The following is a 23,853-nucleotide window of genomic DNA, read 5'->3' as shown; positions in this document are numbered from 1 at the left end:
GCCGATGGCCACTGGGGATCAGGATATGCCCGGGGTCCGACAGCGCGCGGGTGCGGGTGGGCGGGGCCGCGCGCCCGGTGGCGTGCCTGAGCCTCGGCGACGGCCCGGAGGGGGCTCAGGCGGCCGCCGCGGCGCGGAACGTGCTGGGGCTGAGGCCCTTGTGGCGTTTGAAGGCGGCGCTGAAACCGAAGGCGTCGGCGTAGCCGACGGATCTGGCGACCTGGGCGATGCTGAGGTCGGTGTCGGTCAGCAGCGCCTCGGCGTCGGCCATCCGGCATTCGGTGAGGTAGGCGAGGGGCGGGCGGCCCATCAGCTCGGTGAACCGCTTGGCGAACAGCGCCCGCGAGACGCCCGCTTGACCGGCGAGCGACGCCACCGTCCAGGACTGGTCGGGCCGGCCGTGGAAGGCCCGCAGCGCGGGGGCGAGCACCGGGTCGGCCAGGCCCCGGTACCAGCTGGGCGCGTCGGCACCCGCCCGGTCGAACCAGGTGCGCAGTGTGCACACCAGGGCCCAGTCGAGGAGCCGGTCCATGAGTGCCTGGGAACCGGCGGAGAGCCGGGCGGCGTCGGCCGCTGCGGTCTCCAGCCAGGCGCAGACCTCGGCGTCCTCGCTGACGACCAGGAGGTGCGGCAGGGCGCGCAGGAGTCGTTCGTGGCGGTGGCCCGAGGCGCGGTAGGCGCCCACGACCAGCGCGGTCGCCCCGTCCGGGTCGGTGCCCCAGTGGATGCCGCCGAGTTCCTCGGCGGTGCACTCGGCATCCGCGAAGCACGCGATCTCGTACGCGGTGTGCGGGCCGTCGAGCGTGGTGGGCCGGTCCGCGAGGAGGAACGGCGCCGGGCCGCGCACGATGGCCGTGTCGCCCGCGCCGACCGCCCGACGGGTGCCGTCGGGCAGCAGCAGGGTGCCGCCGCCGCGCAGCACGCTGACCATGGTGAGCGGCGCCCCGTCGGTGAAGCGGACGGACCAGGGCGCCGTCAGTACGGCGTGGCTGACGACCGAGCCCTCGGCCCGGATGCCGCTCAGCAGTGACGTCAAGGGATCCACAGCGCCAGCGTAGACGAGCACACATGTTTCCCAGACTTTCTCCCATGGATCATCTACTCGGCCACGGCTGTACTGGACGCGTCGCAACGGACCGAGACCAGCCGGGAGACCCCGTGACGCAGCCCAGCAGCAAGGCCAGGACCGCCCTCGTGGTCGTCGCGCACCACCGCGCCGACTCCCTCACCGCCCACACCGCCCGCCGCAGCGCCGACCGCCTGGAGGCCGCCGGATACCGCGTCGACCTGCTCGACCTGCACGCCGAGGGCTTCGACCCGCGGATGAACACCGCGGACCAGCCGGACTGGGGCGACCGGGAGAAGGCGTACTCGCAGGAGGCGCGGGCCCATATGCGGCGCGTCCTCGACGCCGATGTGATCGTCGCCGTCTTCCCGGTGTACTGGCAGAGCGTGCCCGCGATCCTCAAGGGGTGGATCGACCGCGTGTGGAACTACGGCTTCGCCTACGGCCGCAGCAGGCCGCGCCTCGCGGGCAAGCGCATGCTGTGGCTGGGCCTGGCCGGTGCCACCGCCGACGACCCCGTCACCGAGGGGATGCACTCCCTCCTGGAGGCCAACCTCAACGAGGGCATCGCCTACTACTGCGGGCTCTCCCACTCGACCGTCGGCCTGCTCACCGACGCCGAGGAGCGCCCCCAGCGCGTCGACGCCTCCGGCAACCTGCTGGTCGGCGACGCGGTCGCGGGCGCCGAGCGGGAGGCGCAGTACGCCGACTTCGACCGGCGTGCGCGGGAGTTCGTGGAGAAGTTCCTCGCCGAGGAGGGGGTGACGGCCTGACGGCGCCGGGGATCAGGCCTCCCCCGACAGCAGGGCCACCACCCGGCGGGCCGTGGCCGCGTCGCGGGCGGCGGTGAACGGCAGTTCATTGCCCCCGGTGATGCGGAAGGGCTCGCCCGTGCGCGTCAGATGGGTGCCGCCCGCCTCCTCGACCAGGAGGAGACCGGCCGCGTGGTCCCACGCCGCCTCCCAGGAGAAGGCGGTGGCGTCGGACTCGCCGCGGGCGACGGCCAGGTACTCCAGACCGGCCGAGCCGCAGGGGCGGGGGGCCACGCCCGGGGTGCGCAGGGCGAGCAGGTCGCGCTTCTGCTCGTCCGTCGTGTAGTCCGGGTGGGACGTGGCCACCCGCAGCTCGCGGCCCGGCTCGGGCGGCCCCGCGTACAGCCGCTCGCCGTCCTGGTAGGCGCCCCGGCCCCGTACGGCCGTGGCGAGCCGGTCGTCGGCGGGGGCGTAGGTCCAGGAGGCGTGCACGATCCCGCGGTGGGCGAGCGCGACCAGCGTGCAGAAGCCCTCCTCGCCGCGCACGAACTGCCGGGTCCCGTCGACCGGGTCGACGATCCACACCGGCGCCTCGCCGCGTATCGCCCCGTACGACGCCGGGTTCGCGTGCACCGCCTCCTCGCCGACCACCACCGAGCCCGGCAGCAGGGCGGCCAGGACCTCGGTGAGGTACAGCTCGGCCTTGCGGTCGGCGTCCGTCACCAGGTCGTGCGGGCCGGCCTTCTGGTCGACCTCGTGTGCCGCGAGCCGGCGCCAGCGCGGCATGATCTCCTGCGCGGCCGCCTTGCGGACGGCCTCCTCCACGTCGTCGGTGTGCCGGGCGAGAAACTCGTCGATGGTTTCGTTGTTCTCGATCATGACTCCATGAGAGCACGCGCCACTGACAATCCCCACCCGGGTGGTGTACTCCGGGTGGCATCGCGACGAACACCCGGTGCGGGCGCCGGTGGGCGTCAGCGGCCGACCGCGTACCCCTGCATGCCGCGCGGGTTGGCCGCCGCCGACAGCACGCCCGTCTCCGGGTCCCGCGCGACGGCGCACAGCCGCCCCTCCGACCACGCCTCGCCCACCGTCACGTCGTGCCCGCGCCGCCGCAGCTCCTCGACGACCTCCGCCGGCATCCGGGACTCCACGGTGACGGAGCCCGCCCGCATACCGCGTGGGAAGAAGGACCCGGGGAAGCTGTCGGTGTGCCAGTTCGGGGCGTCGACGGCGCCCTGGAGGTCGAGGCCGCCGCGGACCTGTGCCCGCAGCGCGACGGCCAGGAAGAAGTGCGTCTGCCACTGGTCCTGCTGGTCGCCGCCGGGGGTGCCGAAGGCCATGACCGGCACCCCGTCGCGCAGGGCGATGGACGGCGTGAGCGTGGTGCGCGGGCGGCGGCCCGGCATGAGCGAGTTGGGCAGTCCCTCCTCCAGCCAGGTCATCTGGAGCCGGGTGCCGAGCGGGAAGCCCAGCTCGGGCACGACGGGGTTGGACTGGAGCCAGCCGCCGCTGGGCGTGGCCGAGACCATGTTGCCCCAGCGGTCCACGATGTCCAGGTGGCAGGTGTCGCCGCGGGTCCCCCCGTCGGCGGCGACCTCCGGCTCCCCCGGCACCGGGGACGCCGGGCTCTTGGCGACCGTCGGCTCGCCGACCCCGAGGGCGTCGAGGCCCTCCCCCTCCGCGGCCGCGACGAGCGCCTGCGCACCGAGCCGCGGGGTGCGCCCGCCCGGCGCGCCGGGCCGCAGTTCGAAGGAGGCCTTGTCGCCGACGAGTTGCCGCCGGACCGCGTTGTACTCGGGCGACAGCAGGTCGGCGAGCGGCACCTGCTCCGCGCCGTCCGCGTCGCCGTACCAGGCCTCCCGGTCGGCCATGGCCAGCTTGCAGCCCTCGACCAGCAGGTGGACGTAGTCGGCGGAGGCGTAGGCGGGCAGCTCGGGCGGGAGCAGCGCCAACTGCTGGAGCAGCACGGGCCCTTGGCTCCAGGGGCCGGCCTTGCACAGGGTCCAGCCGTTCCAGTCGTACGTCGCCGGGGCCTCGTAGTGGGCGGACCAGCCGGCGAGGTCGGCGGCGGTCAGGGTGCCGGTGTGACGCTCCCCGCTGGTGTCCAGGGTGGGCCGCCCGGCCTGGCGTACGAGGGCCTCGGCGATGAACCCGGAGCGCCAGATCTCCCGCGCCGCGTCGATCTCCGCCTCCCGGGCCCCCACCGGTCCCGCCTTCCGGCCCGCGCCGGACGCCTCGGCCAGCAGCCGCTTCCAGGTGGCGGCGAGGGCCGGGTTGCGCAGCAGCTCGCCGGGGCGGGGCGGGCGGCCGTACGGCAGGTAGACCTCGGCGGAGGACGTCCACTCGGTCTCGAACAGCTCCCGGACGGTCTCCACGGTCTCCGCGACGCGCTCCACGGGGGCGTGCCCGTGCTCGGCGTAACCGATGGCGTACTTCAGCACGTCGGCCAGTGACCTGGTGCCGTGGTCGCGCAGCAGGAGCAGCCAGGCGTCGAAGGCTCCGGGCACGGCCGCGGCGAGCGGTCCGGTGCCGGGCACCAGGTCGAGTCCGAGCCCCTTGTAGTGCGCGACCGTGGCCCCGCCCGGTGCCACGCCCTGCCCGCACAGCACCCGCACCTCGCCGCCCGCCGGCGCGAGCAGGATCGGTACCTCTCCGGCGGGCCCGTTGAGGTGCGGTTCGACGACGTGCAGCACGAAGGCTCCGGCCACGGCGGCGTCGTAGGCGTTGCCCCCGTCCTCCAGCACCGCCATGGCCGACTGCGAGGCCAGCCAGTGCGTGGAGGACACCATGCCGAAGGTGCCCTGGAGGGTGGGGCGAGTCGTGAACCGCATGTGCGACCTCGGTGTTGGGGGCTCCGGTCGGTCCATCCAACATCAGAAACGGCCGCGGGGGAATGCCGTGTTCCACGGTGCCGTCCGGCGCCGTCACGCGCAGCGCAGTCCGGTCAGTTCCTCGGACCGCGCCCAGATCCGACGGGCCTCGTCGGTGCTCCGCAGGCGGCCGTAGAGCTGCTGCCGGGCGGGCGGGCCGCCCAGCCGGCCCGGGCCGCCGGGGCCGTAGAAGGCTCCGCGTTCGGCCTGCGGCGACGTGGCGGCGTACAGCGCGGGGAGCTGTGCGGTGCGGACCGTGCCGAGGAGGATGCCGCGGGCGGACAGAACGCGGATGACCCGCACACCCAGGGTGTCCCGGGTGCGGCCCACTTCGGGGCGGGCGGCGAGCAGGTTGGTGGGGGCGACGCCCGGGTGGGAGAGGTTGCTGGTGATGCCCCAGTCACCGGCCTCGCTGCGGCGGTCGAGTTCCAGGCCGAAGAGGCCGAACGCGATCTTCGACTGGCTGTAGGCGCGCATGCCGTCGTAGGAGCGTTCCCAGTTCAGGTCGTCCCAGTTGACGGCGTTCCGGTTCGCCGCGACGCTGATCTGGGAGGTCACCCGCGCCCGGCCGGCCCGCAGCAGCGGCAGCAGGCGGGCGACGAGGGCGAAGTGGCCGAGGTGGTTGGTGCCGAACTGCAGCTCGAACCCGTCCGCGGTGGTCTGCCGCGCGGGCGGTGTCATGACACCGGCGTTGTTGACGAGCAGGTGGATCGGGCGGTCCTCGGCCAGCAGGGTGTCGCCCAGCGCCGCCACGGAGGTGAGCGAGGACAGGTCGAGGGTGCGCAGGGACACCTCCGCGCCGGGCACCCGGGCCCGGATCGCGTCCAGCGCCGCCTCGCCCTTGCGCGGGTTGCGGACCGGCAGGAGCACCTCCGCACCGGCGGCCGCGAGGCGGGTGGCGATGCCGAGGCCGAGGCCGTCGCTCGCGCCGGTGACGACCGCGCGCCGGCCGGTCAGATCGGGGACGGTGATGTCGAAGTCGGTGCGTGGCATGAGCTGGCTCCTGGGGGGGGTGTCGTTGCTTCCCTCGTCGTGTCCTCGCTTCCACCATGACCGGATCCGGTGACGGGATGCAGGGTCTGCCGATCCCCTGATCGCGCGGCCGAGGGTAGCGCCGCCTCATGCTCTTTACACAGGTCAGCGGCGGTTTCCCGGCAGTCGGCGGACGCGCCGGACGCCGTAAGGGGGGATCGGCGATCCGTGGCTGCGCCGACGCGGCGGCGATAGAAAGGGGGGAAGCTGCACCGGAGGAGAGGGCCTCATGGAGATCGACCGGAGCGGGCTCGCCGCCTTCCTGCGGCGCCGGCGGGAGCTGTTGCAGCCCGAGGACGTCGGACTCCCGCGGGGACCGCGCCGCCGGACCGGTGGCCTGCGCCGCGAGGAGGTCGCGACGCTGTGCCACATGTCGACCGACTACTACGCGCGCCTGGAACGGGAGCGCGGCCCGCAGCCCTCGGCCCAGATGGCCGCCTCGATCGCCCAGGGCCTGCACCTGTCCCTGGACGAGCGCGACCACCTGTTCCGCCTGGCCGGGCACCACCCGCCGGTGCGCGGCCCGGCCGGCGAGCACGTCGGCCCGGGTCTGCTGCGCATCCTCGACCGGCTGGCCGACACCCCCGCCGAGATCGTCACCGAACTCGGGGAGACCCTGCGCCAGACGCCGCTCGGCGTGGCTCTGACCGGCGACACCACCAAGTACACCGGACCGGAACGGAGCATCGGCTTCCGCTGGTTCACCCTGCCGGCCACCCGCGCCCTGTACGCGCCGGAGGAGCACGCCCTGCTCTCCCGGATGTTCGCCTCCGGGCTGCGCCAGGTCGTCACCCTGCGGGGACCCGGCTCCCGGGCCGCGCACTACGCCGATCTGCTCCTGGAGCGCAGCGAGGAGTTCCGCGCCCTGTGGGACACGCACGAGGTGGGCGTCCGCCCCGGCCGGGTCAAACGCTTCCGCCACCCCGAGGTCGGCCTCCTCGAACTGGACTGCCAGACCCTGCTCGACCCCGACCAGTCGCACCTGCTGCTCGTCTACACCGCCACCCCCGGTACCGAGAGCCACGACAAGCTGCGCCTGCTGTCCGTCATCGGCACCCAGCCGCTCGGCTGACCGCACCGCGTACCCGAAGGCTCTGTACGAACTCCGTTTCCCCGTTGTATGACTTCTCCCTATGTGATGGCGGAGGCGTTCACCCGGGACGCGCGTCTCGGGTATCGGTTGACAACGTTGTCCACAGGGAGAGGGTCCGTGCTCGTCATGCCTGACAGATCCAAGAGACCGCCGATACGGCCGTCCCGGCCCCGGGCCCTGCGGACCACGGTCGCGGCGGTACTCGCCGGGGCGCTCGGCCTGGCCGCGCTGACGGGCGGCGGCAGTGCCGTCGCCGTACCCGTCGCCGAGGCCGCCTCCTCGGCCGACGCGGCGTCCGGCGGGACGGACTACACGAAGCTCGTCGACCCGTTCGTGTCCACCGCGGGCGACGACGGCAACGACCTCCCCGGCGCCCAGGCACCGCACAGCCTGGCGAAGGTCAACCCGATGACGACCCCGGGCCGCAACCACTCGGGGTACGACTACCACGAGGACCACATCGCCGGGTTCACCGCCACGAACCTGGACGGCGTGGGCGGTTCGGGCGGCGGCGGCGACCTGCTGGTCGTCCCGACCTCGGAGCAGTACGACGAGCGCCCGGCCACGAGCACGTACGCCCACCCCTACAGCCACGACGACGAGTCCGCGTCGCCCGGCTCCTACCGGGTGGGCCTCGGGTCCCCCGCCGGGACCATCGACGCCGAGATGACCGCCACGACGCGCACGGCGCTCGAGAAGTACCGCTTCCCCGCCGGTTCGCGGCCCCAGCTCGTCCTCGACCTGGCCAACAACTTCACCAGCCGCACCCGCGCGACCCTGGACGCGACCGAGCTGAAGGACGGCACCACCGCGATCAGCGGGCTCGTCGCCGGGTCCTTCAACGGCGCCTCGTACCGCCTGTACTACTACGCCACCACGAACGTGCCCGTGACCTCGCTGCGCAGTTGGGGCGACGACGGCGAGCTGAGCGACGCGACCGCGCGGGACGGCACCGACACCGGCGCCGTGCTCGGGTTCGACGAGGCCGACGGCGCCGACATCGAGCTGCGCGTCACGCTGTCGCCGATCAGCGCCGAACAGGCCGCGACCGACCAGCACAAGGAGGTGGCGGGCCGCGACTTCGCGGACGTGCGCGCGCAGACCAGGGCGGACTGGAACCGCACGCTCGGCGCCGTCGCGGTGAGGGCCTCGAAGAAGGCCGACCCCGACTCGACACTCACCGAACAGTTCTACACGCACCTGTACCGCATGTACGCGCTGCCGGTGAACGCCACCAGCACCAGCGGCACCTATCGCGGCGTCGACGGCGCGGTGCACCAGGCGAACGGCTTCACGTACTACGACGGCTGGTCCACCTGGGACGACTTCCGCAAGTACTCGGTCGAGGCGTACATCGACCCGGTGACCTACCGGGACATGGTGCAGTCCGCCGTCATCCTCTTCGCCGACGCGCACGCCGCGGGCAAGAGCCCGGGCAGCCTCACCCACTCGGTGCCGACCGTGCGCTGGGAGCGTTCGGCGGTGGTGATCGCCGACGCGCTGTCGAAGGGGTTCAAGGACTTCGACCGCCTCGACGAGGCGTACCCGGCGCTGAAGTCGTACACCGGGTACTACACCGGGACACAGCTGCGGCAGGGCTACATCGCCGGTGACCCCGGTACGACGGTGCAGCGCGGCTACGACCAGTGGGCACTGTCCGTCATCGCCGACGCGCTCGGCGAGGACGCGGACGCGAAGAAGCTGCGCGAGCAGGCGACCATGGCGATCGACCACCTGGTCAAGCCCGGCGCCTGGACCGCGGCCGACGGCACCGAGGTCGGTCTGCTCACCCCGCGCGACGGCGCGGGCGACTGGCAGGGCGTCGACTACGAGAAGTTCGAGGAGGCCGGGCTCTACCAGGGCACCCTCTGGCAGTACCACTGGTACGACGCGTACGACATGGGCGGGCTCATCGAGGCCATGGGCGGTGAGAAGGCGGGCCGGGCCGCGATCCGGCACATGTTCGGCGAGGACTCCGACGCCGACGACGGCTCGGCCATGCTGCACTCCAACGCCAACGAGATCGACCTCCAGGCCCCCTACCTCTTCAACTACGTCGGCGAGCCGAGCCTGACGCAGAAGTGGGTCCGCGCCATCTACACCGGTGAGACCTGGAACCGGTACATCGCGACGGGCTCCACGAACGAAGCGCCCAGCTCCGGCGGCGAGTTCAGGCCACCGGTGAAGACCAAGGTCTACGAACCGGCCCCGGACGGCTTCCTGCCGACCATGGACAACGACGCCGGAACCATGTCGACCATGTTCGTCGCCGCCGCCCTCGGGCTGTTCCCGGTGACCGCGGGCTCCAGCCAGTTCCAGATCGGCACCCCGTTCTTCGACTCGACGACGATCCGTTACGCGGGCGGCGCCACCTTCACGGTGAACGCCCACGGCGTCTCGCCGACCGACTACTACGTGCAGCGCGCGACGCTGAACGGCAAGCGGTTCTCGAACACGTGGCTCGACTACTCGCAGCTCGTCGCCGGCGGCACCCTGGAGTTCGACATGGGCTCCGCGCCGTCGTCCTGGGGTTCGCGCACCGAGCCCGCGTACTCGCTGAACACCGACCGGGGCGACGACGGTGACGACTCCGCGCCCGGCAAGGGCACGACCGTCGTCTCCGCCCGCCCGGAGACCGTGGACACGGCCGCGGACGGCACCGTGGACGCGAGCATCGGACTCCGCCTGTCCGGCAGGGCGTCGTTCGCCGCGCGGAAGGGGACCAGCCTCACCGGGACCGGCGCGGCGGACGTCACCGGCCTCCCGGACGGCGTGCGGGCCGATCTCAGGGTCACCGGCAGGCGCACCGCCTCGCTGAGGCTCACCGGCACCACCGCGACCGACGCGCGGTTCGGCATCACCTTCCGCGACCGGGCCTTCCCGCACGGCATCCCGGCCTCCACGGTCACCGGAACCGGCGTGTCCGTGACCGACCCGCTGGTCGTCTCGGCCGCGCCGGTGCACCGGAAGAACCTCGCCGCCCTGGCCGACGAGGCGTCCCTGGTGCGCGAGGGCAACTACTCCGACGGCTCCTACGGCGTCTTCCGGGCGGCGCTGGAACGCGCGCGGACCGTCCTCGCGGACCCCGCCTCCCCGACCGGCACGCTGATGGCCGCGCACGACGCGCTGCGGTCCGCGATCGACGCCCTCACCCTGGACGAGGGCGGTTACGCCGTCCTCCAGGCCGAGGACCCCGACCGGATGGAGGGCCCCAGCCTCGTGAAGGAGGCGTACTACTCGGACGGCGACCTCGGCGGCGTCACCGAGGGCGCCTGGGAGCAGTACACGCGCCTCGACTTCGGCGGCGTCGCCCCGCGGAGCGTCTCGGTGCGCTACGCCAACTCCCAGGCCCCGACCTCGGAACCGAGCAGCGTCGACATCCACGCCGGGGACGCCGACGGCCCCGTCGTCGCCACCGTCTCCCTCCCCGGGACCGGCGGCTGGCAGTACTACACCACCGTCCAGGCGGCCGTCACCGACCCGGACGCCCTGCTGGACGCGTCGAGCGCGACGTTCGTCTTCCACGCCCCGTCGGGGCGGCAGTGGGTGTCGAACTTCGACTGGTACCGGTTCTCGCCGCAAGCCGCCCCGTCGGCCTCCCCGGTCACCACACTCGCCACGCTCACCACCGCCAACGCCACCGCGACCGGGGGCGGTTTGCTCCCGCTGAAGCTCTCGGGCGGTGTCTTCGAGAACGTCACGAACGGCGCGTGGGCCGAGTGGCGGGACACCGGCCTCGGTGCCGGCGCCGACACCGTCACCGTCCGTTACGACAAGCCCCGGTCCCGCGCCGCGTCGGACTCGCACATCGAACTGCGCCTGGGCGCGAAGGACGGCCCGGCGGCCGCCGCCATCCCCCTCGACTACACCGGCTCGGGCTGGGGAACCGTCGCGACCACGAGCGTGCGGGTCGATCCGGACACCTTCGACGGCTCCCAGGACGTGTTCGCCGTCTTCGTCTCCGGCACCCAGACCGACGCGCAGCCCTACGTCGCCAACGTGTACGCGCTCACTCTGACGCGGGAGGCGGACGCCCCGGTGGTGTTCGACGCCACGGCGTTCGAGGCGAACAGCGGCGGCGGCCTCAAGAGCGAGCCGGCCACCTGGAGCGACGCGGGCGCCGCCACCAGCCTCGGCGGCACCTACGACGGCGCGTGGCTGGACTACGGCGACATCGACTTCGGCGACTCCCCCAAGAACACCGTCACCCTCACCTACGTCAACAACTCCGCCCGCTGCGGCACCGGTTCCGCCGTCCAGCTGTACCTGGGCTCCTTCGACGCGGACGCCCCCGGTACGCCGTACGCGACCGTCCCGCTGCCGGTCACCGGCAGCGCGTGGTCGTCGGGCGGCACGACCAGTGTGACCCTGCCGAAGGGCATCACCGGCACACACGCCGTGCACCTGCGGCTGACGACGCACGCCGACTCCGCGCACCCGTACGTCGCCAACCTCGGCCAGGTCGCCTTCGCCCACGTCGAGGCGCCGGCGGAGACGGACCTGTCCGCGCTGCGGAAGGCGATCGGCCAGTACGAGGGCCTGTCCGAGGACGCGGACCGGTACGGGACGATCGACTTCGGGGTGTTCCGGCGTGAACTCTCCGCCGCCCGCGACCTCCTCGGCGCCGAGGACGCCACGCAGCTGGAGGTGGACCTGCGGACCCGGAGTCTGACCCTGGCCGCCAAGCAGCTGGTGCCGCTGCCGAGACTCAGGCTGGAGAACCTGGTCGACACCGCCTCGTCCCTCGCCGACGAGCGCTACACGGACGCCTCGTGGAGTGCGTTCACCACGGCGCTCACCGCGGCGAGGACGGCGCTGGCGGACGACTCGGCCACGGACCGCACCCTCGGCGAGAGGTACACGGCCCTCGACCGCGCCAGGTCCGCCCTCACCACGAAGCGCAGGACGGTGCCGGCCGCGCCCGGCGCGGTGTCCGCGACCGCGTCCGGAACCGGCGTGAAGGTCACCTGGTCCGCGCCCGGGGACGACGGCGGTTCGCCGGTCACCGGCTACGAGATCACGCTCAGCGGCGGCCACCAGGTGGAGATCGCCGATCCGGACAGCCGGAGCACGGTGTTCACCCGGCTGAAGGACGGCACGTCGTACACGGCGCGGGTCCGGGCGGTGAACGCCCTCGGCGACTCCCCCTGGAGCGCGGCGACGCAGCCCGCGGTCACGGGCGACAACAAGCCCCAGGCGCCGGCCGTCACGGGCGTGGTCACCGACGGCAAGCGGGTCAGGGTGAGCTGGCGGGCCGCCGGCGACGGCGGCTTCCCGGTCGTCGGCTACACCGTGACCCTGGACGACGGAACCACGGCGCACGTGTCCGGCACCACCGGCACCGCACTGCTCACGGCCGGGGGCGGGGCGGCGAAGGCCCACACCGCCACCGTGACCGCGGTGACCCTGGCCGGCAGCTCCGACGACCCCGGCACGGCGGCGGCGACCACGGCCGCCACCGCCTCCGACCCGGCGGACTACGAGCCGTCCCCCTTCCCGCACGACGTGCTCGACGCCGCCTACCCGTCGGACTCGTGGCCCGCGACCGGCGACGGGAGCGACTACTTCAACCAGCTCCTCAGCGGCTTCGACGACCTGGGCCCCGGCACCCTCGGCAGCGACGAGAAGCTGGGCGAGGGCACTTCGCCCACCGCGGAGAACGACACGGTCACCGTCGCCGTCAACAACGCGGCGACGCGGCAGCAGGTGGACCGGGCCGAGGTGGACGCGTCGAACAGCGCCACCGTCACGATGGCCGACGGCCTCGGCTCCCGGCTCGGCCCGCTGTACGGCGAAGCACTGAAGGACGGCGAACTCCCCAAGACCAGCGCCCTGTTCTCCCGCGTCACCGAGAACCTCGACACCCACGACGCGGCGAAGAACCACTACCAGTACCCGCGCCCGTACGTGCGGCTCGGCTTCGCCGGGGACGGCGGCGCGATCTACGAGTCGCAGGACAGCTCGTACAGCGGCCTCGCCGGACAGGGCTCCTACCCGAGCGGCCACACCTACGGCGGCTACGCGGCCGGGACCGTCCTCGCCACGCTGCTGCCCGACCTGGCACCCTCGATCCTCGCGCGCACCTCCGAGTACGGGGACAACCGGATCGTCCTCGGGTTCCACTACCCGCTCGACGTCATGGGCGGCCGCGTCACCGCGCAGGCCACCGTGGCGCACCGCTGGGCGGACCCCGCGTTCGAGAAGCTGCTGCGGCAGGCCCACACCGAGATCGAGAACGTGCTGCTCGCGCGGTGCGCGGAGGAGGGCTACGGCGACACCCTCACGGCCTGCGCGGGCGACCCGTACGCCGGGCTGAGCACCGCGCAGGACGTGGACCTGTACACGCGGCGCCTGACCTACGGGTTCTCGCGGACCGGCGAGGCCGGGCAGGCCCTCGACGCGCCGGCCGACGCGGCGGCCCTGCTGATCACCGCCTTCCCGGACCTCACCGCCGAGCAGCGCACCCAGGTCCTGGAGCAGACCGCGACGGACTCCGGGTACCCGCTCGACCTCACCGCGTCCGGCGGACCGGGCTGGCAACGGATCAACCTGGCGGCGGCGATGGCGGCGGACGTGGAGGTGAACGCCGACGGGTCGGTCACGGTGACCAACTTCCCGGACGCCACGAGGGCCAGTGTGGCCGACGCCTCCGCGCTCACCGTGGGCGGCGTCGCGCTCGACGGGTTCGACCCGGCGGTGAGCACCTACGTGGTGGACTGGCCGGAGCACGGCAGGATCCCCGCGGTGGGTGCCGTGCCGGCCCAGTCCGGTGCGCGGGTGAAGGTCACCGACGGCAGTGCCACCGTCTCGTCGTCCCGGTCCCGCCTGACCACCCGCACCATCACGGTGACCTCGGCCAACGGCGCGTACACCCGGACCTACACGGTCGGCTTCCGGCGGACGCCGGACCACCGTCCCCCCTGGTGGGCCGCGTCCAGTGGCCGGGGCGCCGTCGGCGGCGACGGCGGCGCGGGCGGAAGCGGGCTCTGGTCGCCCGCCCGGGAGTGGGCGGCGGCACGGGGTGGGGGTGCGTGACGGACGAAATGGGTGCCGGACCCGATGGACCGGGTGCCGTGCGTCGTCGACGCTGCTGCGGTGTCCTTGTTCTGGAGAATCTCGCTGTTCAACTCGGTGGTGCTGATCGCCGCGACCGCGTTGCTGCTGGGACCGGTCACCGTGTCGACGCCCGTCCTGCTCACCGAGGCCGCGATCCTCACGGTGGGGCTGGTGGTGATCCTGGTCGCCAACGTCCTGCTGCTGAGGATCGGTCTCGGGCCGCTGCGCCGGCTCGCGCACGCCATGGCCACGACCGACCTGCTGCGGCCCCGGGTCCGCCCGAAGGCCGACGGCGACGGCGAGATCGCCGCGCTGATCACCACCTTCAACACCATGCTCGACCGGCTGGAGGCCGAGCGCGCGCTGAGCGCCGCCCGCACGCTGAGCGCGCAGGAGTCGGAACGCCACCGGGTCGCCCAGGAGCTGTACGACGAGGTGGGGCAGACCCTCGCCGCCGTGCTGCTGGACCTCAAGCGGGTCGCGGACCAGGCGCCCGGCCCGGTGCGTGAGCAGCTCTCGCAGGTGCAGGAGACGACCCGGGCCAGCCTGGACGAGATCCGCCGCATCGCCCGCCGCCTGCTGCCGGGGGTCCTGGAGGAGCTGGGTCTGACCAGCGCCCTGAGGTCGCTGTCGGACGAGTTCACCGGGCCGTCGCTGACCGTGCGCCACGAGATCGCCCCCGGTCTGCCCGCCCTCGGCGACAACGCCGACCTGGTGCTCTACCGGGTCGCCCAGGAGGGTCTCACCAACGCGGCCCGGCACTCCGGCGCCCGCCTGGTGGTGCTCACCCTGGCGCGGGCGGGCGACGCCGTGGAGCTGCGGGTGCGCGACGACGGCCGGGGCTTCGACGGCTCCGGTGGGGCCGCCGAGGGGGCAGGCATCCGCGGCATGCGCGAGCGCGCCCTGCTGATCGGCGCCGACCTCGTGGTCGGTCCCGCGCGCGGGGGCGGCACCGAGGTGCGGCTGACCGTGCCCGTCGGGGACCGGGTGGCCGACCGGGTCGGGTGACCGCCCGGACCGGCGCGGGGCGGGGCGGGGCGGGGACACTCCGACCGGGCGCACTGTTGTCCCCGGATGCGGAACGGAGGCGGAACGGTGCACGGTGAATACAAGATCCCCGGCGGCAAGCTGGTCGTCGTGGACGTGGAGGCCGAGAAGGGCGTGCTGCGGCACGTGCGCGTGGCGGGCGACTTCTTCCTGGAACCGGACGAGGCGCTGGACGCCGTGAACCGCGCGCTGGAGGGCGCCCCGGCGGACACCGACGCGGCGGGACTCGCCGCGCGGATCGACGCGGCCGTGCCCGAGGGCACCGTCATGTACGGGCTGACCTCGGAGGGCGTCGGCATCGCCGTGCGCCGCGCGCTGGCGCACGCCACGGACTGGACGGACTACGACTGGCAGCTCATCCACGAGGGCCCGCAGTCCCCCGCGCTGCACATGGCCCTCGACGAGGTGCTGACCGCCGAGGTCGCCGCGGGCCGGCGTCCGCCGACCCTCAGGGTGTGGGAGTGGGGCGCCCCGGCGGTGATCATCGGCAGTTTCCAGTCGCTGCGCAACGAGGTGGACCCCGAGGGCGCCGCCCGGCACGGCATCGAGGTGGTGCGCCGCGTCTCCGGCGGCGGCGCGATGTTCGTGGAGCCCGGCAACACGATCACCTACTCCCTGTCCGTGCCGGAGGCGCTGGTGCAGGGCCTCTCCTTCCAGGACAGCTACGCCTACCTCGACGACTGGGTGCTCGGCGCGCTCGGCGAGATGGGCATCCGCGCCTGGTACCAGCCGCTGAACGACATCGCCACCGACCAGGGCAAGATCGCGGGCGCCGCCCAGAAGCGCGTGGTGGGACCCGGGGGCGGCCCCGGCGCCGTACTGCACCACGTGACCATGTCGTACGACATCGACGCGGACAAGATGCTCCAGGTGCTGCGGATCGGGCGGGAGAAGATGTCCGACAAGGGCACGAAGTCCGCGAAGAAGCGGGTGGACCCGCTGCGCCGGCAGACCGGGCTGGCCCGCGAGGCCGTGATCGAGCGGATGATCTCCTCCTTCGGCGGCCGGTACGGGCTGACCCAGGGCAAGGTGACGGACGAGGAGCTGGCCCGGGCCCGGGAGTTGGCCCGCGCGAAGTTCTCCTCCCCCGAGTGGACCGCCCGGGTGCCGTGAGGCCCGCCGCGGCCACCCGCGTGCGCCAGGCCGTGCCGCGCGCCGCGACCAGGCCCGACTCGTAGGCGAACACCACGAGTTGGGCGCGGTCGCGGGCGCCCAGCCTGGTCATCGCGCGGCTGATGTGCGTCTTGGCGGTCAGCGGGCTGATCACCAGGTGGGCGGCGATCTCCTCGTTGCTCAGGCCGCGCGCGGCGAGCGCGGTGGCCTCGCGTTCCCGGCGGGTGAGGGAGTCCAGGCCGGGTGCGGTGGCCCGGCCCCTACGGCGCTGACGGCCGCCGTTCGTCTGCGTCACCGGGCGGGCACGCACCGAGTTCGGCCTTCCGCCCCACGGGGACTCGTGTGACACTGGCGTCCCGTCCGCTGTGCGGGCACCCTCCGCACCGTCCCCCACGAGAAGTGCGCCGTGCGTTCTCTTCCCCTGCCGCTCGCCCTGACCGCCCGTCTGGCGCCGGTCGCCGTGCTCGCCACGGCGGGCTGGGCGCTGTCCTCCGGGCCGGACACCTCACCGGCCGCGAAGGACAAGACGCCGCCCGACACCACGAACCGCTCGGCGTCCGCACCGGCGACCCGGGCGGCGACGAAGACGTACGCCACCGCACCGGCGCCGTGCGAGGCCGTGGCCGGCAAGACGGTCACCTCGCTGGTGCCGGGCGCCAAGGCGGCCGGCAAGGAGATCCCGTCCACGGACACCGAGGTGCGCCGCACCTGTTCCTGGAACGCGCTCAAGGGCTACGACTACCGCTGGCTCGACGTCTCCTTCGAGGTGATGCAGACGGACGAGGCGGCGCAGAAGTCGTACAAGGAGCGGGTCGCCGACCGCGGCGGCGGCGGCGCCGTCCCGGGCCTCGGCGACAGCGCCTACTCGGTCGTGAATCTCACCACCGAGGACAAGCAGCAGACCCGCGAGGGCACGGTTCTGGTCCGCGCGGCCAACGCCCTGGTGATGATCACCTACAACGGCAGCGACTTCGAGTCGAAGAAGGCCCCCGGCACGACCGAGATCAACAAGGGCGCCATCAAGGCGGCCAAGGAGGCCGTGGCCGCCTTGCAGGACGGCTAGGGCTGAGCGGTGGGGCCGGTGATCTCGGCCTTCGGCCGTGTGGCGGGCAGCAGCATCAGGGCCAGGTAGAGGGCGAGGGACGTGCCCAGGCCCACCGCCCAGCCGTAGTCGGCCAGTGGTTCGAGGAACGGTACGGGGCGGCCGTCGACCAGGGGGTGGAAGTCGGCGCCGCCGACGGCCAGGACGCCGCCGACGGCGAAGGCGAGCACCGCGCGCCAGTTCCAGCCGCCGCCGTACCAGTAGCGGCCGCCCCTGCGGTACAGGTCGACGAGGTGCAGCCGGGCGCGGCGCAGGATCCAGTAGTCGGCGATGAGGATGCCGGCCACCGTGCCGAGCAGGCCGCCGACCAGGCCGAGCCAGGTGAAGATGTAGCCCTGCGGGTCGGAGTACAGCTTCCAGGGGAAGATCAGCACGGCCAGGACGGACGTGATGAGCGCGCCCGCCCGGAAACTCACCTTGCGCGGTGCGACGTTGGAGAAGTCGAAGGCCGGTGAGACCAGGTTGGCCGCGATGTTCACGGAGAGGGTCGCCACCAGGACGGTGACGAGGGCGAAGAGCAGGCCCACCACGTTGTCCGTCTTCGCGGCGAGCTGCACCGGGTCCCAGATCGGCTCGCCGTACACGGCCTGGGAGCCGGAGGTGACCATGACGGAGAGGAAGGCGAACAGGGTCATCGTCGTCGGCAGGCCGAGGGCTTGGCCGCGGGTCTGGGCCTTCTGGCTCTTCCCGTAGCGGGTGAAGTCGGGGATGTTGAGGGACAGCGTGGACCAGAAGCCGATCATGCCCATCAGGGAGGGCCAGAACAGCTTCCAGAAGTCGCCGCCCCAGCCCAGCTTCGAGGGCTGGTCGAACAGGGGGCCGAAGCCGCCCGCCTTGTCGGCCATCCACCACAGCATCACGAAGGCGCCGACGAGGACGAAGGGCGCCGCCCAGTTCTCGAAGCGGCGGATGGTCTCCATGCCCCGGTAGATGATGGCGACCTGGAGCACCCAGAAGATCGCGAACGACAGCCACATCGTCCAGGCGTGGCCGCCGACCGTCGCGGCGCCCGTCCAGCCGTCGCCGATCAGCTTGCCGGCCAGGAAGTAGATCGCCTCCCCGCCGATCCAGGTCTGGATGCCGAACCAGCCGCACGCCACCAACGCCCGTACGACGGCGGGGAGATTGGCGCCCCGGATACCGAAGGAGGCGCGGGCGAACACCGGGAAGGGGATGCCGTACTTGGGTCCGGCGTGCCCGGTGAGCAGCATGGGCGCGAGGACGATCAGGTTGGCCAGGGCGATGGTGAACACCGCCTGCTTCCAGTCCATGCCGACCGCGATGAGACCGGAGGCGAGGGTCCAGGAGGCCGTGTTGTGGGCCATGCCGACCCACAGGGCGGAGAAGTTGTACGTGGTCCAGGTGCGCCCCTCGACGGGGACGGGCAGCAGGTCTTCGTTGGCGTAGGGACCGCTCGGCGGCGGGGAGCCCGGGGCGAGCTCCACGCGCCCGTCGGTGAGGGTGACTTGGGCGGACGGCGGTATGGCCGTGGGCGCGGTGTCGGTCATGGGCAGGCCAATCATGCGGTGGGACGGGAGAGGCCGTGCGGGCGGTGCCGAGGGGGGTGCGCGGGTGCGCCCTGGGGCCCGCCCCCGAGCGCGGGGCGGGCCCGGACGGGTCAGGCGTTGACGGCCGGGATGACCTTCGTGCCGTAGGTGTCGATCACGGCTTCCTGCGCGTCGTGCATGTCGTACAGCGCGAACTGGTCGACGCCGAGGGCGCGCAGGGCGGTCAGCTTCTCGATGTGCTTCTCGACCGGTCCGATCAGGCAGAACCGGTCGACGATCTCGTCCGGCACGAACTGCGTGTCCGGATTGCCGCTGCGCCCGTGGTGGGCGTAGTCGTAGCCCTCGCGGGCCTTGATGTAGTCGGTGAGTTCGTCGGGCACGGCCCCAGTGTGGGCGCCGTACTTGGCGACCAGGTCGGCGACGTGGTTGCCGACCATGCCGCCGAACCAGCGGCACTGCTCGCGCGCGTGGGCGAGGGCCTCGGGCGAGTCGTCGGCGGTGACGTACGCGGGGGCGGCGACGCAGACCGTCACCTCGGACGGGTCGCGCCCGGCGGCCTCGGCGGCGTCCCGGACGGCCTTGACCATGTACTCGGTCAGGTAGAGGTCGGCGAGCTGGAGGATGAAGCCGTCGGCCTCCTCGCCGGTCATCTTCAGGGCCTTGGGACCGTACGCGGCCATCCAGACGGGGACCTCGGCGCCCGGCTTGATCCAGGGGAACCGGACGACGGTGCCGCCGCCGAGGTCGGCCTCCTCTCCCCTGCCCAGCGCGCGGATGACCTTGATCGCTTCGCTGATGCGGGCGAGGGTGTTGGGCTTGCGTCCGGCGACCCGCATCGCGGAGTCGCCGCGGCCGATGCCGCAGACGGTGCGGTTGCCGAACATGTCGTTGAGGGTGGCGAAGGTGGAGGCGGTCACCTCCCAGGTGCGGGTGCCCGGGTTGGTGACCATCGGGCCGATCTTCAGCGTGCTGGTGTGGGCCAGGACCTGGCTGTAGATCACGAACGGCTCCTGCCACAGCACGGCGGAGTCGAAGGTCCAGCCGTGGCTGAAACCGTTGTGCTCGGCCCGTTTCATCAGGTCCACGACGCGGGAGGCCGGCGGGTCGGTCTGCAGGACGAGTCCGAAGTCCATGGGCACCACTCCTAGTTCAGGTACTGACAGGTGGCGCGCGGGGTGTAGGCGCCGTGTCCCTTGCGCCCGGTGTACTCCCGCTCGGTGACGACCGGTTCGCCGCGCGAGAGCACGGTCTCCACCCGGCCGGTGATCCGCTTGCCCTCGTACGCCGAGTAGTCGACGTTCATGTGGTGGGTCTCGGCCGAGACGACCTGCTCGGCGCCCGGGTCGTAGACGACGATGTCGGCGTCCGCGCCGGGCGCGATGGTGCCCTTCTTCGGGTACAGGCCGAACATCCGGGCCGGGGTGGCACAGGCGATCTCGATCCAGCGGCGGCGGCTGATGTGGCCGTCGACGACGGCCTGGTGGAGCAGGTCCATGCGGTTCTCGACGCCCGGCATCCCGTTGGGGATCTTGGAGAAGTCGCCCCGGCCCAGTTCCTTCTGTCCGCTGAAGCAGAAGGGGCAGTGGTCGGTGGAGACCACCTGGAGGTCGTTGGTCCGCAGCCCCCGCCACAGCGCCGCCTGGTGTTCCTTCGGCCTGAGCGGAGTGCTGCACACGTACTTGGCGCCCTCGAAGTCGGGCTCGGCGAGGTTGTCGGTGGACAGGAACAGGTACTGGGGGCAGGTCTCGCCGAAGACGGGCAGGCCCTCGTCGCGGGCCCGGGTCAGCTCGGCGACCGCCTCCGTCGCCGAGACGTGCACGACGTACAGCGGCGCCCCCGCCACCTGCGCGAGCCGGATGGCGCGGTGGGTGGCCTCGGCCTCCAGGAGTGCCTTGCGGACCTCGCCGTGGAAGCGGGGGTCGGTCTCACCGCGGGCGAGGGCCTGCTCGACCAGGACGTCGATGGCGATGCCGTTCTCGGCGTGCATCATGATCAGGCCGCCGTTCTCGGCGGCGCGCTGCATGGCGCGCAGGATCTGGCCGTCGTCGGAGTAGAAGACGCCGGGGTACGCCATGAACTGCTTGAAGGAGGTCACCCCCTCCTCCACGAGCAGGTCCATCTCCTTGAGCGTCTCCTGGTTCACGTCGGAGACGATCATGTGGAAGCCGTAGTCGATCGCGCAGTTGCCCTCGGCCTTGGCGTGCCAGGCGTCCAGACCCTCGCGCAGGGAGTGTCCGACGCTCTGGATGGCGAAGTCGACGATGGTGGTGGTGCCGCCCCAGGCGGCGGCGCGGGTGCCGGTCTCGAAGGTGTCGGCGGCGTAGGTGCCGCCGAAGGGCATCTCCATGTGGGTGTGCCCGTCGACGCCGCCCGGGATGACGTACTTGCCGCTCGCGTCGATCACCCGTTCGGCGCCGAACGCCTCGGCGGCCGGGGTGCCGGTCGCGGCGAGGGCGGCGACGCGGCCGTCCTCGATCAGGACGTCGGCGTGGATCTCGTCGGACGCGGTGACGACGAGGCCGCCGCGGATGACGGTACGGCTGCTCATGCTGCTGTTCCCTCCTGTCGGGGGCGCCGGCGGATCAGGGCGCGGTCAGCGGGGAGTACGTGCCCGGCGCGCGGTCGCGGTAGAACTGCCAGCGGTCGCGGACCTCGCGCAGCTTGGCCAGGTCGAGGTCGCGGACGACGAGTTCGGTCTCCTTGTCGCTCGCGACCTCGCCGACGAACTGCGCCTCGGGGTCGACGAAGTACGAGGTGCCGTAGAAGTCGTTGTCGCCCAACTCCTCGACGCCGACCCGGTTGATGGCGCCGACGAAGTACTCGTTGGCGACGGCGGCCGCCGGCTGCTCCAGCTGCCACAGGTAGCCGGACAGGCCGCGGGAGGTGGCCGACGGGTTGAAGACGATCTCGGCGCCTTCGAGGCCCAGCGCCCGCCAGCCCTCGGGGAAGTGCCGGTCGTAGCAGATGTACACGCCGACCTTGCCGACGGCGGTGTCGAAGACCGGCCAGCCGGAGTTGCCGGGGCGGAAGTAGAACTTCTCCCAGAAGCCGCGCACCTGCGGGATGTGCGTCTTGCGGTACTTGCCGAGGTAGGAGCCGTCGGCGTCGATGACGGCGGCGGTGTTGTAGAGGACGCCGGGCTGCTCCTCCTCGTACATGGGGAGCACCAGGACGATGCCGTGCTCGCGGGCGAGCCGCCGGAAGCGCTCCACGGTCGGGCCGTCCGGGACGCGTTCGGCGTAGGCGTAGAACTCGGGGTCCTGGACCTGGCAGAAGTACGGTCCGTAGAACAGCTCCTGGAAGCACATGACCTGTGCGCCCTGGGCGGCGGCGTCGCGCACCGCCTGCTCGTGGACCTGGATCATCGATTCCTTGTCGCCCGTCCAGGCGGTCTGGAAGAGCGCGGCACGGATCACTCGGCTCATCTTCGGCCTCCACTCGCTCGAATCGCTCGGTGTGGCGCTCGGTGTACGGCGAGACTAGGGACGCCGGGTGGCCGGAATGAGTGGCACGGTGTCACGTCTGCGGGGGTCGGGCATTGCACGGTGTCACCCCTGTTGCGCGTCGTGGGCGAGGAGCGCGATGTGGACGGAGGCGGCCTGCTCGAAGTCGTCGAGATCGACGCCGAGGCGGCCCTGTATGGCTTCGAGGCGGCGGTAGAGCGCGGGCCGGGAGACGTGGTGCAGCTGGGCGGTGCGGGACTTGTTGCGGCCGGTGGCCAGGTAGGTGCGCAGGACGGGCAGCAGGTCCTGGTCGGGGCCGCGCAGCAGCCCGTCCAGCTCCCGCTCGGCGAAGGACTGCACGTGCGGGTCGTCGCGCAGCAGCCGCACCAGGCCGCGCAGGTGGACGTCGCGCAGGCGTACGACGGGCGGCAGGTCCAGGGCGGTCGCGGAGTCCGCGACGGCGTCGGCGACGTGCTGCGCCTCGCGCAGTCCCGCCGGTACGTCGGCCCAGTCGCCGCGGGCGTCGGCGGCGGCGACCACGGCGCGGCGGGAGTCCGGCTCCGAACGCAGCCGGGTCGCGAAGTGGGCGGTCAGGGCGCGGGCGTCCTGGTCGGGGGCGAGGCTGAGCAGGACGGCCACGCGGTCGTCGGCGAGCCCGGCGGCGATCCCCGGCAGCCCGAGCCGCCGCAGCACCCGGGCCGGCCGCGCGGGGTCCCGCTCCCGGACGACGAGGGGAACGAAGACGCGCCGGTTGACCGGCAGCCCCGCGGCGCGCGCCCGGGGCAGCAGCTGCCGCGCCGGTACGGCCCCGCTGACCAGGTCGGTGAACAGGCTCCGCGCGGACTGCTCCGCCCAGGAGTCCCAGGAACCCGCGGCCGCGGCACCCTGGGACCCGTGGGTCCCGTCACCGGCGAGCATGCGGTGCAGGACGAGGGCCTCGGCGGCGCGGTCGGCGAGCAGCCGTCCGGCGGCCCGGTCCCCGCCGTAGCCGCACAGCACCAGCCGCCCCCAGCGCTCCCCGCGGCAGCTCAGTTCGGCGCGGAGCCAGCCGTCGGCGGACCCGGCACCGGCCTGGCGGGCGATGCGTTCCCAGTCCCGCAGCACGTCGTCGACCGCCGCCCGCTCCCCCGCCGTGGCGAGGACGCGGTGGGCGAGGTTGGTGACGACGACCGGGCAGCCGGCGTGCCGGGCCACCTCGTCGAGCAGGCGCTGCACGGGGGCGCCGGCGGTGATCAGTCCGGTCAGTTCGGTGCGTACCGCCTCGGAGAGGCTGACGGCGGCGAACTTGCGCCGCAGCAGCCGGGACTGCACCTCCTCGGTGAGTTCGGCGAAGGGGAAGGGCCGGTGCAGGACGACCATGGGCAGCCCGCAGCGCTCGGCGGCCCTGCGCATCACGTCGGGCGGGGCGGGGAAGGCGCGGCCGAGGCCGAGCACGACGGCCGCGGCCTCGGCACGGTCCAGGGAGCGGATGTACTCGCCCTGTTTGTCCTCGTCACCGGCGAGGAGCACGCCGGTGGTCAGGACCATCTCGCCGCCGCTGAGCATCACGCCGACGTCGGCGGCCTCGGCGACGTGCACCCAGCGCACCGTCCGGTCGAGCCGGTGGGCACCGGCCACCACCTCGGGCTGTCCGGCCCGCACCCGTTCGAGGCCGAGCACCTGACGGACCGACAGAGCCGGCTCCCAGGGCTCCCGGGGCTGCCGGGCCGGGGTCTCGGGGGTGGTGGTCATGGCGGCGCCTCCTGGGCCCGGGACGCGGAACGCGGTT

15 protein-coding genes and 1 pseudogene are annotated in these 23,853 nt (G+C 73.0%); 6 read left to right on the top strand and 10 right to left on the bottom strand.

All coding sequences use genetic code 11. From position 1 onward, the window contains the following. Positions 1-115: 115 nt before the first annotated feature. The gene (locus tag BZZ08_RS10715) at positions 116-1,045 is read right to left on the bottom strand and encodes an AraC family transcriptional regulator (RefSeq protein WP_104631935.1); all 930 of its coding nucleotides are present in this window, start codon (positions 1,043-1,045) and stop codon (positions 116-118) included. Positions 1,046-1,158: 113 nt separating this feature from the next. Here BZZ08_RS10715 and BZZ08_RS10710 point away from each other — a divergent pair, with 113 nt between their 5' ends. Further along, positions 1,159-1,839 carry an NAD(P)H oxidoreductase gene (locus BZZ08_RS10710; RefSeq protein WP_104631934.1) on the top strand — a complete coding sequence of 227 codons (681 nt, stop codon included), beginning with the start codon at positions 1,159-1,161 and terminating at the stop codon, positions 1,837-1,839. Positions 1,840-1,851: 12 nt separating this feature from the next. Here the strand turns inward: BZZ08_RS10710 and BZZ08_RS10705 are convergent, their stop codons facing one another. The 3 genes from BZZ08_RS10705 to BZZ08_RS10695 form a co-directional block, all read right to left on the bottom strand. After that, positions 1,852-2,697, bottom strand: a complete 846-nt coding sequence (locus BZZ08_RS10705) for an inositol monophosphatase family protein (protein ID WP_104631933.1) — start codon at positions 2,695-2,697, stop codon at positions 1,852-1,854. A 95-nt stretch (positions 2,698-2,792) separates the two neighbouring features. After that, on the bottom strand, positions 2,793-4,652 hold the full coding sequence (locus BZZ08_RS10700) for a gamma-glutamyltransferase family protein (RefSeq protein WP_104631932.1): 1,860 nt from the start codon (positions 4,650-4,652) through the stop codon (positions 2,793-2,795). 93 nt (positions 4,653-4,745) lie between these two features. Next, on the bottom strand, positions 4,746-5,684 hold the full coding sequence (locus BZZ08_RS10695; RefSeq protein WP_104631931.1) for an SDR family oxidoreductase: 939 nt from the start codon (positions 5,682-5,684) through the stop codon (positions 4,746-4,748). A gap of 268 nt (positions 5,685-5,952) precedes the next feature. Between BZZ08_RS10695 and BZZ08_RS10690 the strand changes: the two genes are divergently transcribed. The 4 genes from BZZ08_RS10690 (at position 5,953) to BZZ08_RS10675 (ending at position 16,032) form a co-directional block, all read left to right on the top strand. Further along, the gene (locus BZZ08_RS10690) at positions 5,953-6,795 is read left to right on the top strand and encodes a helix-turn-helix transcriptional regulator (RefSeq protein ID WP_104631930.1); all 843 of its coding nucleotides are present in this window, start codon (positions 5,953-5,955) and stop codon (positions 6,793-6,795) included. Between the two features lie 147 nt (positions 6,796-6,942). Next, positions 6,943-13,851: a glycoside hydrolase domain-containing protein gene (locus BZZ08_RS10685; protein WP_104631981.1), complete on the top strand. Its 6,909-nt coding sequence runs from the start codon at positions 6,943-6,945 to the stop codon at positions 13,849-13,851. Positions 13,852-13,911: 60 nt separating this feature from the next. Further along, positions 13,912-14,880 carry a HAMP domain-containing sensor histidine kinase gene (locus tag BZZ08_RS10680; RefSeq protein ID WP_198601400.1) on the top strand — a complete coding sequence of 323 codons (969 nt, stop codon included), beginning with the start codon at positions 13,912-13,914 and terminating at the stop codon, positions 14,878-14,880. A gap of 87 nt (positions 14,881-14,967) precedes the next feature. Beyond that, positions 14,968-16,032 carry a lipoate--protein ligase family protein gene (locus BZZ08_RS10675; protein WP_104631929.1) on the top strand — a complete coding sequence of 355 codons (1,065 nt, stop codon included), beginning with the start codon at positions 14,968-14,970 and terminating at the stop codon, positions 16,030-16,032. A gap of 34 nt (positions 16,033-16,066) precedes the next feature. Here BZZ08_RS10675 and BZZ08_RS10670 read toward each other — a convergent pair. Beyond that, positions 16,067-16,288 (bottom strand): annotated as a pseudogene (locus BZZ08_RS10670) (response regulator transcription factor); the annotation flags it as partial. Between the two features lie 150 nt (positions 16,289-16,438). Here BZZ08_RS10670 and BZZ08_RS10665 point away from each other — a divergent pair. After that, positions 16,439-17,095, top strand: a complete 657-nt coding sequence (locus BZZ08_RS10665) for a hypothetical protein (RefSeq protein WP_104631928.1) — start codon at positions 16,439-16,441, stop codon at positions 17,093-17,095. Here the strand turns inward: BZZ08_RS10665 and BZZ08_RS10660 are convergent. The 5 genes from BZZ08_RS10660 to BZZ08_RS10640 form a co-directional block, all read right to left on the bottom strand. Then, positions 17,092-18,642 carry an NCS1 family nucleobase:cation symporter-1 gene (locus BZZ08_RS10660; protein WP_198601399.1) on the bottom strand — a complete coding sequence of 517 codons (1,551 nt, stop codon included), beginning with the start codon at positions 18,640-18,642 and terminating at the stop codon, positions 17,092-17,094. The genes BZZ08_RS10665 and BZZ08_RS10660 overlap by 4 nt on opposite strands. A gap of 110 nt (positions 18,643-18,752) precedes the next feature. After that, on the bottom strand, positions 18,753-19,775 hold the full coding sequence (locus tag BZZ08_RS10655) for a TIGR03842 family LLM class F420-dependent oxidoreductase (protein ID WP_104631926.1): 1,023 nt from the start codon (positions 19,773-19,775) through the stop codon (positions 18,753-18,755). A gap of 11 nt (positions 19,776-19,786) precedes the next feature. After that, positions 19,787-21,190, bottom strand: a complete 1,404-nt coding sequence (hydA, locus tag BZZ08_RS10650) for a dihydropyrimidinase (RefSeq protein ID WP_104631925.1) — start codon at positions 21,188-21,190, stop codon at positions 19,787-19,789. 34 nt (positions 21,191-21,224) lie between these two features. Further along, complete coding sequence (locus tag BZZ08_RS10645; protein ID WP_104631924.1) at positions 21,225-22,067, bottom strand: nitrilase-related carbon-nitrogen hydrolase; 843 nt, start codon at positions 22,065-22,067, stop codon at positions 21,225-21,227. Between the two features lie 123 nt (positions 22,068-22,190). Continuing rightward, the gene (locus tag BZZ08_RS10640; protein WP_104631923.1) at positions 22,191-23,816 is read right to left on the bottom strand and encodes a PucR family transcriptional regulator; all 1,626 of its coding nucleotides are present in this window, start codon (positions 23,814-23,816) and stop codon (positions 22,191-22,193) included. Positions 23,817-23,853 lie beyond the last annotated feature (37 nt).

This window comes from Streptomyces sp. MH60 (genome assembly GCF_002939385.1).
In the GTDB taxonomy this organism is placed as follows: Bacteria; Actinomycetota; Actinomycetes; order Streptomycetales; family Streptomycetaceae; genus Streptomyces.
Note: the sequence above shows the minus strand (reverse complement) of the source record. Positions and strands in the feature narration are given on the sequence as shown.